Source organism: Metabacillus sp. 113a, assembly GCF_050107635.1.
Classification (GTDB): Bacteria; Bacillota; Bacilli; order Bacillales; family Bacillaceae; genus Metabacillus_B.
This window is the reverse complement of record NZ_JBNILJ010000003.1, coordinates 134,045-148,150: the sequence shown is the minus strand read 5'-3', so window position 1 is coordinate 148,150 and position 14,106 is coordinate 134,045. Positions and strand designations below refer to the sequence as shown.

Here is a 14,106-nt window from a genome sequence, read left to right as displayed (position 1 = left end):
CCTTACCCCCTTTGAACTTCGGTCGTGAACGGGCTTACCCCCTTCTAATGACTGACGGGTGTTCCCGTTACAGAATTTAGAGCCGAGCACAGGAGAAAGAGCACCTTGCCGGGAACTAGGGTGGAACCACGATGAAGGTTTGTATGAATCTATATACATAACCCGTCCCTTTTACAGGGACGGGTTTTTATTTTGCCTGCTGAAGAGGGATCGATTTACTAACGGTCGAACCTCCGCATGAAGCAGTGCTGTATAAAAAAGCTTAAAAACCAAAAGGAGTGATCAGGATGTCTGAAGCCGTACACATTACATTTCCGGACGGAGCCGTCAAGGAGTTTGCAAAAGGAACCACAACCGAAGACATAGCGGCATCCATAAGCCCCGGTCTTAAGAAAAAATCCCTCGCTGGAAAACTTAATGGTGAGCTGGTGGACTTGCGCACACCCATTACTGATGACGGGTCCATAGAAATCGTTACACAGGATTCTCCGGATGCGCTTGAAATCATGCGCCACAGCTCAGCCCACTTGCTTGCACAGGCCGTTAAACGGCTATATGGAGATGTTAAGCTCGGGGTGGGGCCGGTTATCGAAAACGGATTTTACTACGATATTGATATGGAAGAATCCATTTCTTCCGAGGATCTGCCGAAAATTGAAAAAGAGATGCAGAAGATCATCAACGAGAATCTGGAAATCGTCCGGATCGAGGTTTCCAGAAGCGAAGCGCAAAAGCGTTTTGAGGAAATCGGAGACAGCCTGAAGCTCGAGCTGCTTGAAGCCATTCCAGAGAATGAAACGGTGACCATCTATGAGCAGGGGGAATTTTTTGACCTGTGCCGCGGAATTCACGTTCCGTCTACCGGCAAGCTGAAAGAAATCAAACTGCTGAGTGTAGCAGGAGCTTACTGGAGAGGCGACAGCAAAAACAAAATGCTGCAGCGCATATATGGAACCGCGTTCTTCAAGAAAGCGGATCTGGATGAGCACCTCCGTCTTTTGGAAGAAGCGAAGGAACGCGACCACAGAAAGCTTGGGAAAGAATTGAGCCTGTTTACAAATTCCCAGAAAGTAGGACAGGGATTGCCAATGTGGCTGCCGAAAGGGGCTACAATCCGCCGCATCATTGAGCGCTATATTGTCGATAAAGAAGTCCGCCTTGGCTACGACCATGTGTACACTCCCGTGATGGGAAGCGTCGATCTTTATAAAACTTCCGGTCACTGGGATCACTATCAGGAAGACATGTTCCCTGTGATGAGCATGGATAATGAGGATCTGGTTCTCCGTCCGATGAACTGCCCTCATCACATGATGATCTACAAACACGATATTCACAGCTACCGTGAGCTTCCGATACGGATTGCAGAGCTTGGCACGATGCACCGCTATGAAATGTCCGGAGCGCTTTCCGGCCTTCAGCGTGTCAGAGGAATGACGCTGAATGATGCTCATATCTTTGTCCGTCCTGACCAGATTAAGGAAGAATTTATCCGTGTTGTCCGTTTAGTCGAGGAAGTGTATAAGGATTTCGGACTTGAAAATTATTCATTCCGCCTTTCCTACAGAGACCCTGAGGACAAAGAAAAATATTTTGATGATGATGCAATGTGGGAAAAGGCGCAAAGCATGCTGAAAGAAGCAATGGATGATCTCGGGCATGAATATTTCGAAGCTGAAGGAGAAGCTGCTTTCTATGGTCCGAAGCTTGACGTTCAGGTACGGACAGCCCTTGGAAAAGATGAGACGCTCTCAACAGTCCAGCTCGACTTCCTTCTTCCGGAACGATTCGACCTGAATTATGTTGGAGAAGACGGCAAGCAGCACCGTCCGGTTGTCATCCACCGCGGAGTCGTTTCCACCATGGAGCGGTTTGTTGCCTTCCTGATCGAAGAATACAAAGGGGCTTTCCCGACATGGCTTGCACCGGTTCAGGTTCAGGTGATCCCGGTTTCCCCATCTGTGCATCTCGACTATGCTAAGCACGTGCAGGAAAAACTGCAGGCGGAAGGACTCCGGGTCGAGCTTGATACGCGCGATGAAAAAATGGGCTATAAAATCAGGGAAGCTCAGATCCAAAAAATCCCTTACATGCTCGTTGTCGGAGATAATGAAGCTGCAGAGGGTGCGGTTAACGTCCGTAAATACGGAGAACAGAAGTCAGAAACAATTCCTTTCAGCCAATTTGCTGAGCTGGTGACAGCAGAAATCAGCCGTTAAAATATTTGTTGCAAATGGTTCCCGTCTCTGTTAGAATCAGAAACAGTGATAAAAAGAGCAACGCGGCTTGACTTCCTGGAACACGGATGGTATGATGTTTTAGGTTAATTGAATAGTTGTTTGATGAAAAAGCAGAAGCACCCGCTTCTCACCTGATTGACGCAATGTGCAGTTGGCAGGTATAACGAGATCAAAACATGGTTATTTGAATTCGTAGTGTGGGTGTGTCATGCGCCCGCACTTTTTATATGCTCAAAAATGCAACGCTCAGGATGGATGACAGCCTGCTGAATGCTGTCACCAAACACTATTCAGTAATAAACCATGGAGGTGGCTAACTATTAGCAAAGACATGTTGGTAAACGAGGGCATCCGCGCTCGTGAGGTACGTCTAATCGGACAAAATGGTGACCAGCTAGGAATTAAATCCCGTCAGGAAGCGCTTGAGATTGCCACTCGCGCAAACCTGGATCTTGTGATGGTCGCAGCAGGAGCAAAACCTCCTGTATGCCGGATCATGGATTATGGAAAATTCCGCTTCGAGCAGCAGAAGAAAGATAAAGAAGCACGTAAAAACCAGAAAATCATCAGTATTAAAGAAGTTCGCTTCAGCCCGACAATTGACGAGCATGATTTTAATACAAAACTGAGAAATGCACGCAAGTTCCTTGAAAAAGGCGATAAAGTTAAAGCTTCTATCCGCTTTAAAGGACGTGCTATTACCCATAAGGAAATCGGACAGCGCGTTCTGGATCGTTTCTCTGAAGCTTGTGCTGACGTGGCAACTATCGAGTCTTCACCCAGAATGGATGGACGCAGCATGTTCTTGGTATTAGCACCGAAATTCGAAAAGTAATCACACGAGGAGGAAACCCCTATGCCTAAAATGAAAACTCACCGCGGCTCTGCAAAACGTTTCAAAAAGACTGGATCTGGTAAACTTAAACGTTCACACGCTTATACAAGTCACTTGTTCGCTAACAAATCCACTAAAGCGAAACGTAAGCTCCGCAAAGGTTCATTGGTTAGCAAAGGCGATTTCAAACGTATTCGCCACATGCTTGATAACATTAAATAAGTTCAAAATAGATCGGAAACAAAACTAGGAGGTAAATGACATGCCAAGAGTAAAAGGCGGTACAGTAACACGCAAACGTCGTAAAAAGGTCATTAAATTAGCAAAAGGGTATTTCGGTTCCAAGCACACGCTTTATAAGGTAGCGAACCAGCAAGTAATGAAATCCTACAACTACGCTTTCCGCGATCGTCGCCAGAAAAAACGTGACTTCCGCAAACTGTGGATTACCCGTATCAACGCAGCTGCGCGCATCAACGGACTTTCCTACAGCCGTCTAATGCACGGATTGAAGCTTGCCGGGATCGAAGTAAACCGTAAAATGCTTGCTGACCTTGCTGTTGCAGATGCTAAAGCATTCGCTCAGCTTGCTGATGCAGCAAAAGCTAAGCTTGATAAATAAGCTGAATAAATAAAGAGGCTGGTTTCATTCGCAGCTGATTCTATAATTCTCCTTTCTGAAGGAGGATTATAGAATCCTGCATAGTGGAAACCGGCCTCTTTTTTCATGACAGGAGCTGAAGTTATGCCAGAAGTCATCCTGGTCTTTTATGCAATTATGAGTGCTGCTGGATTTTTGATTATGGCAGCAGATAAACGAAAGGCGAAAAACAGGGAATGGAGAATAAGCGAAAAAACACTGTGGCTTGTTTCCATAGCGGGGGGAGCGTGGGGAGCATGGATTGGCATGTATACGGTCCGGCATAAAACCAAGCATGCCGCATTTATGATCGGCATGCCATTTCTTTCAGCTGCCCATCTTGGGCTGGCCATTTATCTCTACGCCATTTTATGATTGAACAGGCTTTTCCTTTAAAAATTCCCGAATCGGACTTTTCCAGTCTATTTTGGCAACAGGATAGCGTTCTTTAATGGATCCTTCCAAGTAGCGAAAATCATCGATGGTGAGGCCCTTTAGCTTGGATGCTGTACTGCTCCAAATGAAGATGGAGATGACCTCGAAGGATTGTTCGGTCGTTCCGAGATATTTCTCCCCTTCAAAAAGGGCCCCTTTGTAGGTAATGAGAAAATTTTTCCGGACGTTTTCCTGGTCATCCAAAAAATAAAATTCTTTTCTCTCCTGAGCTAGCTCAAGCCGTCTTTTTGGGTTTAAAATGAACTTGACCCCGCGGTATAAAAGAAAAATAATCAGGGCAATGAGGACGAGTCTAATGAGCAAAACAAACATGGTCAGGCCTCCAGCTATTTTTTCTTATATACGTTTCAGACTTACAAAAGGTTTCAAAATGATAAAAAAAACAACAGATAGTAGATAGGAGTATAAAGGATGAATATTTCTGCTTTATTCGATATGCAAAGAGCGCTTGACAATAAAATTAAACGGCAGCATGGACTTGAGAATGAATCGCTGACCCAGCGGAAAATCCTTGCGCTGCTTGTTGAGCTCGGGGAACTTGCAAATGAAACCCGCTGTTTTAAATTTTGGAGCACAAAGGCTCCTTCAGAAAGAACAGTTATTCTGGAGGAATACGTAGACGGCATCCACTTTATTTTATCGCTTGGGATCGGTCAAGGATTTGAAAACGATACGGTCATTAATCTAAAATCCGGAAGCGGGGACGTTTCGCTGACTCATCAATTTTTGATGGTGTTCGAATCCATCTCGCTCTTTGAAAAAAATCCTGAATTGCCGTCCTATTTAACGGTGCTCGGGGAATACTTATATCTCGGAGAGCTGCTGGGCTTCACTGCAGATGAAATTGAAAAGGCCTACCTCCTCAAAAATGAAATCAATCATGACCGCCAGAAAAAAGGATACTAGGTAATAGGTATTTTTTGCTGAATTGTTCAATAATTGAGTATAATATAAGAGGATACAGCAGGATTGATTGATCGATGCTTCATCAGGTGCAGAATTTACTGTTGAGGAACCGCTTCCGGCGAAAGGATGCACCATAGCGGACATCGAAAACAATGTTTTGTAAAAAAAAGAAATGGGGGCATATATATGGCACTGTTGGATGAAGCTTTGCAGATGCTGAAGGACTTAACGGATGCAAGAGGGATCCCGGGCAATGAGCGCGAGCCCAGAGAAGTGATGAAAAAGTACATAGCTCCATATTCGACAGACGTGACAACAGACGGGCTTGGAAGTTTGATCGCCAAAAAAACCGGCGATGAAAACGGCCCGAAAATTATGCTGGCAGGCCACTTGGATGAAGTCGGTTTTATGGTCACAAGCATCGATGATAAGGGATTTATCCGCTTTCAGCCTGTAGGAGGCTGGTGGGGACAGGTTATGCTTGCACAGCGCGTAACCATTGTGACAAGGCACGGCGATGTAACTGGTATTATCGGCTCCAAACCGCCGCATATCCTTCCTCCTGAGGTAAGGAAAAAATCGGTTGAGATTAAAGATATGTTTGTGGATATCGGTGCTTCAAGCAAAGAAGAAGCCGCCGAATTCGGTGTCCGTCCCGGCGATCAAATCGTCCCGTATTTTGAATTTACGGTGATGAAAAATGAAAAAATGCTCCTCGCAAAAGCTTGGGATAACCGGATCGGCTGTGCGGTCGCTATCGATGTTCTGAAAAAGCTGAAGGATGAGCAGCACCCGAATATTGTGTTCGGTGTAGGAACCGTACAGGAAGAAGTCGGACTCCGCGGGGCAAAAACCTCCGCTCAGATGATCCAGCCCGATATTGCCTTTGCGCTCGATGTTGGGGTAGCAGGAGACACACCTGGAGTGACGGAGAAGGAAGCTCTCGGGAAAATGGGAGAAGGGCCGCAGATTATCCTCTATGATGCCTCTATGGTTTCCCATAAGGGCCTCCGTGACTTAGTGACGGATACTGCAGATGAATGTGGAATTCCTTATCAATTCGATTCACTTGCAGGAGGCGGAACGGACTCAGGAGCCATTCATGTAACGGCCAACGGCGTTCCTGCATTGTCCATTACGATTGCAACCCGCTACATCCACTCTCATGCAGCCATGCTTCACCGCGACGATTATGAGAATACAGTAAAGCTTTTGGTCGAAGTGATTAAGAGATTGGATCGAAGCACGGTTGAATCCATCACATTTGATTAATGTTGAGGCGCTCCTTTGCGGGGGCGCTTTTTTCATAGATGCTGATGTTTTGGTTCCCCGCTCCTCAATGCAGCCATAACAGTTAGTTAGCATTCGTTGTTCTGGATGGGCATACTCATTGAAATGGTTCTAGGTGTGAATCCCAATTTTTTATACAGTTTAATGGCTGGATTGTCTGCATATACACTTAAACGAACCTCGGTATATCCATCTTGTTTTAGATGTTTCATACCAGTCTCCATCAAACGTTTTGAAATTCCATTCCCTCTATATTCTGCCAACACAAACAATTCATAAATAAATCCGCAGATCTTTTCAGTTAACGGGTCTTTACTTGCTCCTATAAAAATCCAGCCCATTAGTTTGCCGCCTTCCGCTGCTATTAAATAATAGCTTCCTTTATGCAGTAATGGCTGAATAAGTTGTCTGACTTTTTCATCTGAAGGCTTTGCCTCGCCTAATGTACCATCGCATAAGGCTTGTGGTGAAAGGGAGAGAATCTTTTTATATTCTGATTCGTCTGGTTTTCTTATTTCCATATAGTAAAGTACTCCTCCTCTCATGAACATCAGGGAACGCTTGTTCTTTTTTCCATTTTATCAAGAATTTGGCTGAGTTTCAATTATTAAAGATGTACGTAAACAGAACTTTACCAGCAAGTATTCGCTGAGCCTTTCATTTTTATAAAAACGCGGTAAAAAAAAAAATCCCACAAAAAAACGCCCGGAATCACGGGCGCTTTTTCTATTTCTTCAGACCGCTTTCAAGCGTTTCAAGCATTTCCTGTTTTTCTGTCTGATCCGCATGCTGCCAAATTACTTCAAAAAGGACACCTAAACCCGGAAGCATTTTTTCTTCGCCGCTCTGGATGGCATCAACAATCGTATGCTCTAATTCGTCCTGAGAGTTGCCTGTCACGTTATGCAGAACTGCATTGCGCAAATTAAGATTCATTCCTTATTCCTCCTTATAAAATTACATCTGACCGTAGCATTCGCTAAATTGAATTTTATTATGTACAGATTAAAGGATATAATGGAGACAGCTTAAATAAAGGAGTTAGAAATCTTGAAAAGAATTGAATCAGCACAAAATCCACGTGTCAAGCAGTGGCGAAAGCTGCATACACGCAAAGAGCGGGATAAAACAGGCATGTTTCTTATAGAGGGATTTCACCTTGTTGAAGAGGCATTAAAACAAAAAGAACTGGTGGCGGACATCATCGCCGGTGAAAATACGGTATTCCCAAAAAGCTGGAACCTGGATGGCATGGACATCTATCTTGCAGCTGACGAAGTAGTAAGGTCCCTGGCTGAAACGGAGACGACCCAGGGAGTTTTCGCTGTCTGCAGGCAGCCGGCGGCAAATGCAGAAGCCGGCATCTGGAAACGGCTGCTGCTGCTTGATGCGGTTCAGGATCCCGGCAATCTTGGAACGATGATCCGGACAGCGGATGCGGCGGGCATGGATGCGATCATTTTAGGGGACGGAACGGCTGATGCTTTTAATGCGAAAACGATCCGCTCCAGCCAAGGGTCTGTATTTCACCTTCCGATTGTGAAAGGAAACATCCTGAACTGGATCCATGAATGCAATAAGCGTTCGATCCCCGTTTATGGCAGTGCACTGGAGGGGGCCGTTTCCTATAAGGAGATTTCTCCAAAGCCTGATTTTGCAGTCATTATCGGGAATGAGGGGAAAGGAATGGATCCTCTACACCTTGAGAAGACCGATCAAAACCTATATATCCCGATTAAAGGTTCAGCAGAATCATTGAATGCCGCGGTGGCGGCGGGAATCCTTATGTACCATTTGCAAGGATGAGGTTGCGAAACCCTTTCCTTTTCACTATAATAAAGCTATCCAATATAAATCGGCGTTGATAGAGACAAGTAGTTAGCTTTATATGCCATCAAGGGAGAAAATGCCTCAGACTGAAAGCATTTTTATGGCCGGAGCCTATGAATTCACCTCTGTAGCCGGCACCAGGACCGCAAATCTGCGTAAAGGTGCCCCGGTTAAAAACCGTTATCCTTTCCAAAGCGACAGACTTCTTCTGCAGAAGTCTCGAACAAGGGTGGTACCGCGAATTCAAACCTCGCCCCTTTACCAGGGGCGGGGTTTTTTTTTGTATCCCCTGGAAAAATTAGGACTGCGGACAGCCGCATTCGGTTCATGATCACTTAATTTAAGGAGGATTTCTATGCAGGAGCAATTAAAACAATTGCAGCAAGAAGCGCTTCAGAAAATTGAAGAAGCTGATGGGTTAAAATCCCTTAATGACATCCGTGTAGCGTATCTGGGTAAAAAAGGCCCGATTACAGAGGCACTTAGAGGAATGGGGAAGCTATCCGCTGAGGAGCGCCCGAAAATGGGAGCGCTGGCGAATGAAGTCCGTGAAGCAATAGCGACAAAAATCACGGAAAAGCAGGAGCGTCTGGAAAAAGAGGAAGTAGAGAAAAAGCTGGCTGCCGAAACCATTGATGTGACCCTCCCCGGCCGTCCGGTCAAAACGGGAAACCGCCATCCAATCACAGCTGTTGTAGAGGAAATCGAAGACTTGTTTATCGGCATGGGCTACTCCATTGAGGAAGGTCCGGAGGTTGAGATTGATTATTATAACTTCGAAGCGCTGAATCTTCCTAAAGGCCATCCGGCACGGGACATGCAGGATTCATTCTATATCACAGAGGAAATTCTTCTTCGCACCCATACCTCACCCGTTCAGGCGAGGACGATGAAAAAGTATGCAGGAAAAGGTCCGGTTAAAATCATCTGTCCGGGTAAGGTATACCGCCGCGATGACGATGATGCAACACATTCCCACCAGTTCACACAAATTGAAGGTCTCGTGATTGATGAAAAAATCAGTATGAGCGACCTGAAAGGAACACTTGAAGTATTTGCGAAGAAAATGTTCGGAGAAGAGCGGGAGATCCGTCTCCGCCCCAGCTTCTTTCCTTTTACCGAGCCATCCGTAGAAGTGGATGTTTCCTGCTTTAACTGTGCCGGGAAGGGCTGCAGCGTCTGCAAAAAAACCGGATGGATTGAAATTCTCGGTGCCGGTATGGTCCATCCGAATGTCCTGGAAATGGCCGGATTCGATTCGAAAAAATATCAGGGCTTCGCTTTCGGTATGGGACCTGAGCGAATTGCGATGCTGAAGTACGGAATTGATGATATTCGTCACTTCTATACCAATGATCTTCGTTTTCTAAAACAATTCAAAAGAGCGTAACAGGAGGGATAGATATGTTCGTTTCCTATAAATGGCTAGGGGACTATGTGGATTTAAGCGGAATGACCGCAGAAGAGCTTGCTGAAAAAATAACCCGCAGCGGAATTGAGGTTGAGGGCGTTGACGTTCTCAATCATGGAATAAGCGGGGTCGTTATCGGGCACGTGCTCGAAAAGGAGCAGCATCCGGATGCGGATAAGCTGAACAAATGCTTAGTGGACATCGGACAGGAGCAACCTGTTCAGATCATCTGCGGGGCACCAAATGTAGATAAGGGCCAAAAAGTAGCCGTAGCAACAGTCGGAGCTGTTCTGCCCGGTAATTTTAAAATCAAAAAGGCAAAGCTTCGCGGTGAAGAATCCAATGGGATGATTTGTTCCCTTCAGGAGCTTGGAATTGAAGGCAAGCTTGTTCCGAAAGAGTATGCGGAAGGGATTTTTGTTTTCCCTGGAGAAGCAGCGCCCGGGGAAGATGCCCTTCAAAAGCTGAACCTCGATGACCAAGTGCTCGAGCTTGGCCTCACACCGAACCGTTCAGATGCATTAAGCATGCTTGGCGTGGCCTATGAAGTGGCGGCCATTCTGGACAGAGAAGTTTTGCTGCCGGAGCTTTCTTACGACATGGTTACCGGAAAAGCATCAGATTATATTTCCGTAAAAATTGAAGCTAAGGAAGAAAATCCGCATTACATCGCAGCCGTTGTCCGCAATGTAACCATTGCTCCTTCACCGCTTTGGATGCAGACCAGGCTGATAGCAGCCGGAATCCGGCCTCATAACAATGTAGTGGATATTACCAACTATGTGCTGCTTGAATACGGACAGCCGCTGCATGCATTCGACTATGACCGATTCGGTTCAAGGGAAGCTGTCATCCGCATGGCGCAAAAAGGCGAGAAACTAGTGACGCTTGATGAAAAGGAACGTGTGCTTAAAGAAGACCAGCTGGTGATCACAAACGGCAAGGTTCCAGTTGCACTGGCAGGAGTTATGGGAGGAGCGGATTCAGAGGTAAGGGAGGACACAGTGAACGTCCTGCTCGAATCTGCCTATTTTGACGGCCAGACTGTCCGGAGAGCTTCGAAAGATCATGGACTTCGAAGCGAGGCAAGTGCCCGGTTCGAGAAAGGAGTAGCACCGGAAAGAGTGGAAGATGCCGCTAAAAGAGCTGTTCAGCTGATGGTTCAATATGCAGGCGGAGAAGCTATGGAAGGCTTTGCCGAAGAAAAGCATCATCATCCGGATCCAAAGACCATTTTCATTACAGAGGAAAAGATCAATTCTGTGCTTGGAATGAATATTGCTAAGCCTGAGATCTCCGCCATCCTTACCCGTCTTGGCTTCGGAGTAGCAGAGCAAGGGGAGAAGCTTGCCGTGACTGTACCGACTAGACGGGGTGACATCACCCTTGAAGAGGATATAGTGGAGGAAGTGGCGAGACTATACGGCTATGACAACATTCCGTCCACACTGCCTCATTTCCGCTCAACTCCCGGCAAGCTGTCAGATTATCAGGCAAAGCGGAGAAAGGTCCGCAAATACCTTGAAGGAGCCGGTCTCCTTCAAGCGATCACATATTCGTTAACAAGCAAAGAAAAGGCAGTCCAATTTGCATTGGAGGAAACCGGGCAAACGAGACTGGCTCTGCCGATGAGCGAGGAGCGGAGCGTATTAAGACAAAGCCTTCTTCCTCATTTACTGGAAGCGTTAAATCACAATTTGTCCCGCCAAATGGACCATGCCGCTTTGTACGAAACAGGTTCTGTGTTTCTAACCCGGGAAAAAGATCAGCAGCCGCGTGAAAGAGAGCATCTTGCTGGTGCTGTTACGGGATTGTGGGAGCTCCACCAATGGCAGGGAGAAAAAAAGCCGGTCGACTTCTTTGTCCTAAAAGGAATTCTTGATGGGTTGTTCTCAGAACTCGGTCTGGCCGAAAAGATTGAGTACAGGCAAGCAGCGAGAGACGGCTTCCATCCTGGAAGGACCGCTGAAATCTATGCCTCTGGAAAGCTAGCAGGCGTCATCGGTCAGCTGCATCCGTTCATCCAGAAAGAGATGGATTTACCTGAAACCTATGTGTTTGAGCTGATGCTCGAGGATCTGTTCAAAATCGAAACGGGAGAGATCCAATATTCGGTCATACCGAGACACCCTTCGATTACCCGGGACATCGCTTTAGTTGTCAATAAAGATACAGCGGCCGGCGACATCCTGGCCGTCATCAGAGAAACTGGCGGCAAGCTTCTCAAGGAAGCCGCAATCTTCGACTTGTATGAAGGAGAACGAATGGAACCAGGCAAAAAATCAGTCGCTTTCTCCATGGTATACTTGGATGCGGAACGTACGCTTACGGATGAAGAAGTAACCAGAACTCATGAAAAAGTGCTGAATGCCGTTTCTGAAAAATTCGGAGCGGTGTTGAGAGGATAATGTAATGAAATCCGTCCACTGTGAATAAAAAAAGTGCTCAGAGCCATTCTGAGCACTTTTTTTAGATTGGTGCTGGGCACCGTCCTTTTGACTGGGGAGAGTCGGGCAGCTGGTTATCCGGATAAACGGACATAGTGGAGCGCAGAGAACGAGGCCAAGTGTATCGGGGTCTCATAAAGACGGGACTGCCCACGCAGCGGCGGTGTGCTGGGTTTATAGAAGAAGTGGGTGGGGAGGGCAGTTTTTGGCGAATTCTGTCGAAAAGTCTTTATATTAAAAGTACGGACAATAAAACGAAAGTACGGACAATAAAATAAAAGCAGGACAATACTTCGACCTGACAAGCATCCGTTCAGGCCGAAAAATAAAGATTCTACTCCCTGTACAGCTAAAACCTAAATGCGGCCGTGTGCTGGGTTTACAGAAGAAGTGGGTGGTGGGCAGTTTGTAGCGAATTCTGTCGAAAAGTCTTTATATTAAAAGTACGGACAATAAAACGAAAGTACGGACAATAAATTAGAAGTACGGACAATAAAACGAAAGTACGGACAATAAAATAAAAGTACGGACAATACATTAAAAGCAGGACAATACAGGGACCTGATAATCATCCGTTCAGGCCGATAAATAAAGATTCCACTCCCCCGTACAGCTTAAAACCTAAATGCGGCCGTGTGCTGGGTTTACAGAAGAAGTGGGTGGGGGGCAGTATGTAGCGAATTCTGTCGAAAAGTCTTTATATTAAAAGAAAGTACGGACAATAAAATAAAAGTACGGACAATAAATTAAAAGCAGGACAATACCGGACCTGACAAGCATCCGTTCAGGCCGATAAATAAAGATTCCACTCCCCCGTACAGCTTAAAACCTAAATGCGGCGGTGTGCTGGGTTTATAGAAGAAGTGGGTGGGGAGGGCAGTTTTTGGCGAATTCTGTCGAAAAGTCTTTATATTAAAAGTACGGACAATAAAACGAAAGTACGGACAATAAAACGAAAGTACGGACAATAAAACGAAAGTACGGACAATAAATTAAAAGCAGGACAATACTTCGACCTGACAAGCATCCGTTCAGGCCGAAAAATAAAGATTCCACTCCCTGTACAGCTTAAAACCTCAAAAAACAGGCCCCAAAAATACAACCGAGACACAAAAAATGAAGCTAATCCTCAAAAAACCACTCAAAACCTCAAAAAATCCCACAAAACCTCAAAAAACCTCAAAAGCGCCGGCAAAAACGGTGTACGCCCAGTCTTACCGATAAAATTGCTGTTCTTACGACTCACCGACTGACCGATTTGAATCGATTTAATGGTAAAACAGATCGAAGCAGCACAGGGTAAACAAAATGCGATCGCATACAGCAACCGTTCCGATGGCATGACATCCTGAGCAGCCCTCCATAAGAAAGCTAGATAATCATCCATTTCCGGAGGCGTTCTCACTCATCAGCAAGAATTATGCAAACGTGTAAAAAAGAGTGACATAGAACCGGATCTTACATACAATCAAGCTATCTTCTTAATCAGGGGGGCAGTTCATGAACATGAATGAGGCTGTAAAAGAAATTAAAGCGGCAAACCATCTGGATGGACTTGCAGCGATGCTAAAACTCGTAGTTAACGAGGGGTCTTCACTCGGGTTTCTTCCGCCTATGAGTGATGCAGCTGCAGCTGAATATTGGCTGGGCCTTACGCGTGAGAATTTGCTATTGTTGGCCGTTCAGGTGAACGGGGAAATTGCAGGCTCTGTCCAGCTGCATCTTTCTCCTAAGCAAAATGGGCTCCATCGCGCAGAAATTGCAAAGCTGATGACCCATCCCGCTTATCGAAAAAGGGGAATAGGCCGCCTTCTCATGGAAAAGGCAGAACAGCGGGCAAAGGAAGAGGGAAGGTCGCTGCTCGTTCTTGATGCGAGAGAAGGAGCGCCCTCAAATAAGCTCTATCATTCACTCGGGTATACAGCAGCAGGGAAAATCCCGAACTATGCAAAGTCAGCAGATGGAACACTCCACACAACCGTAATTTTTTATAAAGAAATATAATTCACTTATATTAAGAAAGAGACAGCCGCAACCTCATAGCAAAATTA

The 14,106-nt window shown here is 45.9% G+C and carries 14 protein-coding genes and 1 other annotated feature; of the genes, 11 read left to right on the top strand and 3 right to left on the bottom strand.

Annotated features, from left to right (window positions below; translation table 11 throughout):
- Nucleotides 1-287: 287 nt before the first annotated feature.
- The 5 genes from thrS to ACQCVE_RS06960 all read left to right on the top strand — a co-directional run bounded on the left by thrS (nt 288) and on the right by ACQCVE_RS06960 (nt 4,090).
- Nucleotides 288-2,219 carry a threonine--tRNA ligase gene (gene thrS / locus ACQCVE_RS06980; RefSeq protein ID WP_426862234.1) on the top strand — a complete coding sequence of 644 codons (1,932 nt, stop codon included), beginning with the start codon at nt 288-290 and terminating at the stop codon, nt 2,217-2,219.
- Between the two features lie 123 nt (nt 2,220-2,342).
- Nucleotides 2,343-2,472, top strand: a sequence feature (ribosomal protein L20 leader region).
- A gap of 99 nt (nt 2,473-2,571) precedes the next feature.
- A complete protein-coding gene (gene infC, locus ACQCVE_RS06975) occupies nt 2,572-3,075 on the top strand; it encodes a translation initiation factor IF-3 (protein ID WP_426843666.1) in 504 nt (167 codons plus the stop codon).
- 21 nt (nt 3,076-3,096) lie between these two features.
- A complete protein-coding gene (gene rpmI, locus ACQCVE_RS06970; protein ID WP_035410913.1) occupies nt 3,097-3,297 on the top strand; it encodes a 50S ribosomal protein L35 in 201 nt (66 codons plus the stop codon).
- Nucleotides 3,298-3,337: 40 nt separating this feature from the next.
- Entirely contained in the window at nt 3,338-3,697 is a 360-nt protein-coding gene (rplT, locus tag ACQCVE_RS06965) for a 50S ribosomal protein L20 (protein ID WP_426843667.1), read from the top strand.
- A 123-nt stretch (nt 3,698-3,820) separates the two neighbouring features.
- Complete coding sequence (locus ACQCVE_RS06960; RefSeq protein WP_426862233.1) at nt 3,821-4,090, top strand: DUF1294 domain-containing protein; 270 nt, start codon at nt 3,821-3,823, stop codon at nt 4,088-4,090.
- Here the strand turns inward: ACQCVE_RS06960 and ACQCVE_RS06955 are convergent.
- A complete protein-coding gene (locus tag ACQCVE_RS06955) occupies nt 4,085-4,483 on the bottom strand; it encodes a sigma-w pathway protein ysdB (RefSeq protein WP_426862231.1) in 399 nt (132 codons plus the stop codon). The two genes, ACQCVE_RS06960 and ACQCVE_RS06955, sit on opposite strands and share 6 nt — an antisense overlap.
- A 99-nt stretch (nt 4,484-4,582) precedes the next feature.
- On the opposite strand from ACQCVE_RS06955, the gene ACQCVE_RS06950 reads away from it, so the two are divergent.
- On the top strand, nt 4,583-5,077 hold the full coding sequence (locus ACQCVE_RS06950) for a dUTP diphosphatase (RefSeq protein ID WP_426862229.1): 495 nt from the start codon (nt 4,583-4,585) through the stop codon (nt 5,075-5,077).
- Between the two features lie 186 nt (nt 5,078-5,263).
- On the top strand, nt 5,264-6,349 hold the full coding sequence (locus ACQCVE_RS06945) for a M42 family metallopeptidase (RefSeq protein WP_426843671.1): 1,086 nt from the start codon (nt 5,264-5,266) through the stop codon (nt 6,347-6,349).
- An 86-nt stretch (nt 6,350-6,435) separates the two neighbouring features.
- Here ACQCVE_RS06945 and ACQCVE_RS06940 read toward each other — a convergent pair whose 3' ends face one another.
- Both ACQCVE_RS06940 and sspI read right to left on the bottom strand, forming a co-directional pair.
- Nucleotides 6,436-6,888, bottom strand: a complete 453-nt coding sequence (locus ACQCVE_RS06940) for an N-acetyltransferase family protein (protein WP_426843672.1) — start codon at nt 6,886-6,888, stop codon at nt 6,436-6,438.
- 205 nt (nt 6,889-7,093) lie between these two features.
- Nucleotides 7,094-7,303, bottom strand: a complete 210-nt coding sequence (gene sspI, locus ACQCVE_RS06935; protein WP_426843673.1) for a small acid-soluble spore protein SspI — start codon at nt 7,301-7,303, stop codon at nt 7,094-7,096.
- Between the two features lie 114 nt (nt 7,304-7,417).
- Here sspI and ACQCVE_RS06930 point away from each other — a divergent pair, with 114 nt between their 5' ends.
- From ACQCVE_RS06930 to ACQCVE_RS06915, 4 genes are all read left to right on the top strand, one after another.
- Entirely contained in the window at nt 7,418-8,173 is a 756-nt protein-coding gene (locus tag ACQCVE_RS06930; RefSeq protein ID WP_426843674.1) for a TrmH family RNA methyltransferase, read from the top strand.
- A 379-nt stretch (nt 8,174-8,552) separates the two neighbouring features.
- Nucleotides 8,553-9,587, top strand: coding sequence for a phenylalanine--tRNA ligase subunit alpha (gene pheS / locus ACQCVE_RS06925; protein WP_426843675.1), 1,035 nt, complete (start codon nt 8,553-8,555; stop codon nt 9,585-9,587).
- A 14-nt stretch (nt 9,588-9,601) separates the two neighbouring features.
- Complete coding sequence (gene pheT, locus ACQCVE_RS06920) at nt 9,602-12,016, top strand: phenylalanine--tRNA ligase subunit beta (RefSeq protein WP_426862227.1); 2,415 nt, start codon at nt 9,602-9,604, stop codon at nt 12,014-12,016.
- Nucleotides 12,017-13,555: 1,539 nt separating this feature from the next.
- Nucleotides 13,556-14,059, top strand: a complete 504-nt coding sequence (locus ACQCVE_RS06915; protein ID WP_426843677.1) for an N-acetyltransferase family protein — start codon at nt 13,556-13,558, stop codon at nt 14,057-14,059.
- Nucleotides 14,060-14,106 lie beyond the last annotated feature (47 nt).

What these genes read in the sequence shown, in the direction of transcription:
- thrS (WP_426862234.1), top strand. Translation starts at nt 288, where the DNA reads ATGTCTGAAGCCGTACACATTACATTTCCGGACGGAGCCGTCAAGGAG.
- infC (WP_426843666.1), top strand. Translation starts at nt 2,572, where the DNA reads ATGTTGGTAAACGAGGGCATCCGCGCTCGTGAGGTACGTCTAATCGGA.
- rpmI (WP_035410913.1), top strand. Translation starts at nt 3,097, where the DNA reads ATGCCTAAAATGAAAACTCACCGCGGCTCTGCAAAACGTTTCAAAAAG.
- rplT (WP_426843667.1), top strand. Translation starts at nt 3,338, where the DNA reads ATGCCAAGAGTAAAAGGCGGTACAGTAACACGCAAACGTCGTAAAAAG.
- ACQCVE_RS06960 (WP_426862233.1), top strand. Translation starts at nt 3,821, where the DNA reads ATGCCAGAAGTCATCCTGGTCTTTTATGCAATTATGAGTGCTGCTGGA.
- ACQCVE_RS06955 (WP_426862231.1), bottom strand. Translation starts at nt 4,483, where the DNA reads ATGTTTGTTTTGCTCATTAGACTCGTCCTCATTGCCCTGATTATTTTT.
- ACQCVE_RS06950 (WP_426862229.1), top strand. Translation starts at nt 4,583, where the DNA reads ATGAATATTTCTGCTTTATTCGATATGCAAAGAGCGCTTGACAATAAA.
- ACQCVE_RS06945 (WP_426843671.1), top strand. Translation starts at nt 5,264, where the DNA reads ATGGCACTGTTGGATGAAGCTTTGCAGATGCTGAAGGACTTAACGGAT.
- ACQCVE_RS06940 (WP_426843672.1), bottom strand. Translation starts at nt 6,888, where the DNA reads ATGGAAATAAGAAAACCAGACGAATCAGAATATAAAAAGATTCTCTCC.
- sspI (WP_426843673.1), bottom strand. Translation starts at nt 7,303, where the DNA reads ATGAATCTTAATTTGCGCAATGCAGTTCTGCATAACGTGACAGGCAAC.
- pheS (WP_426843675.1), top strand. Translation starts at nt 8,553, where the DNA reads ATGCAGGAGCAATTAAAACAATTGCAGCAAGAAGCGCTTCAGAAAATT.
- pheT (WP_426862227.1), top strand. Translation starts at nt 9,602, where the DNA reads ATGTTCGTTTCCTATAAATGGCTAGGGGACTATGTGGATTTAAGCGGA.
- ACQCVE_RS06915 (WP_426843677.1), top strand. Translation starts at nt 13,556, where the DNA reads ATGAACATGAATGAGGCTGTAAAAGAAATTAAAGCGGCAAACCATCTG.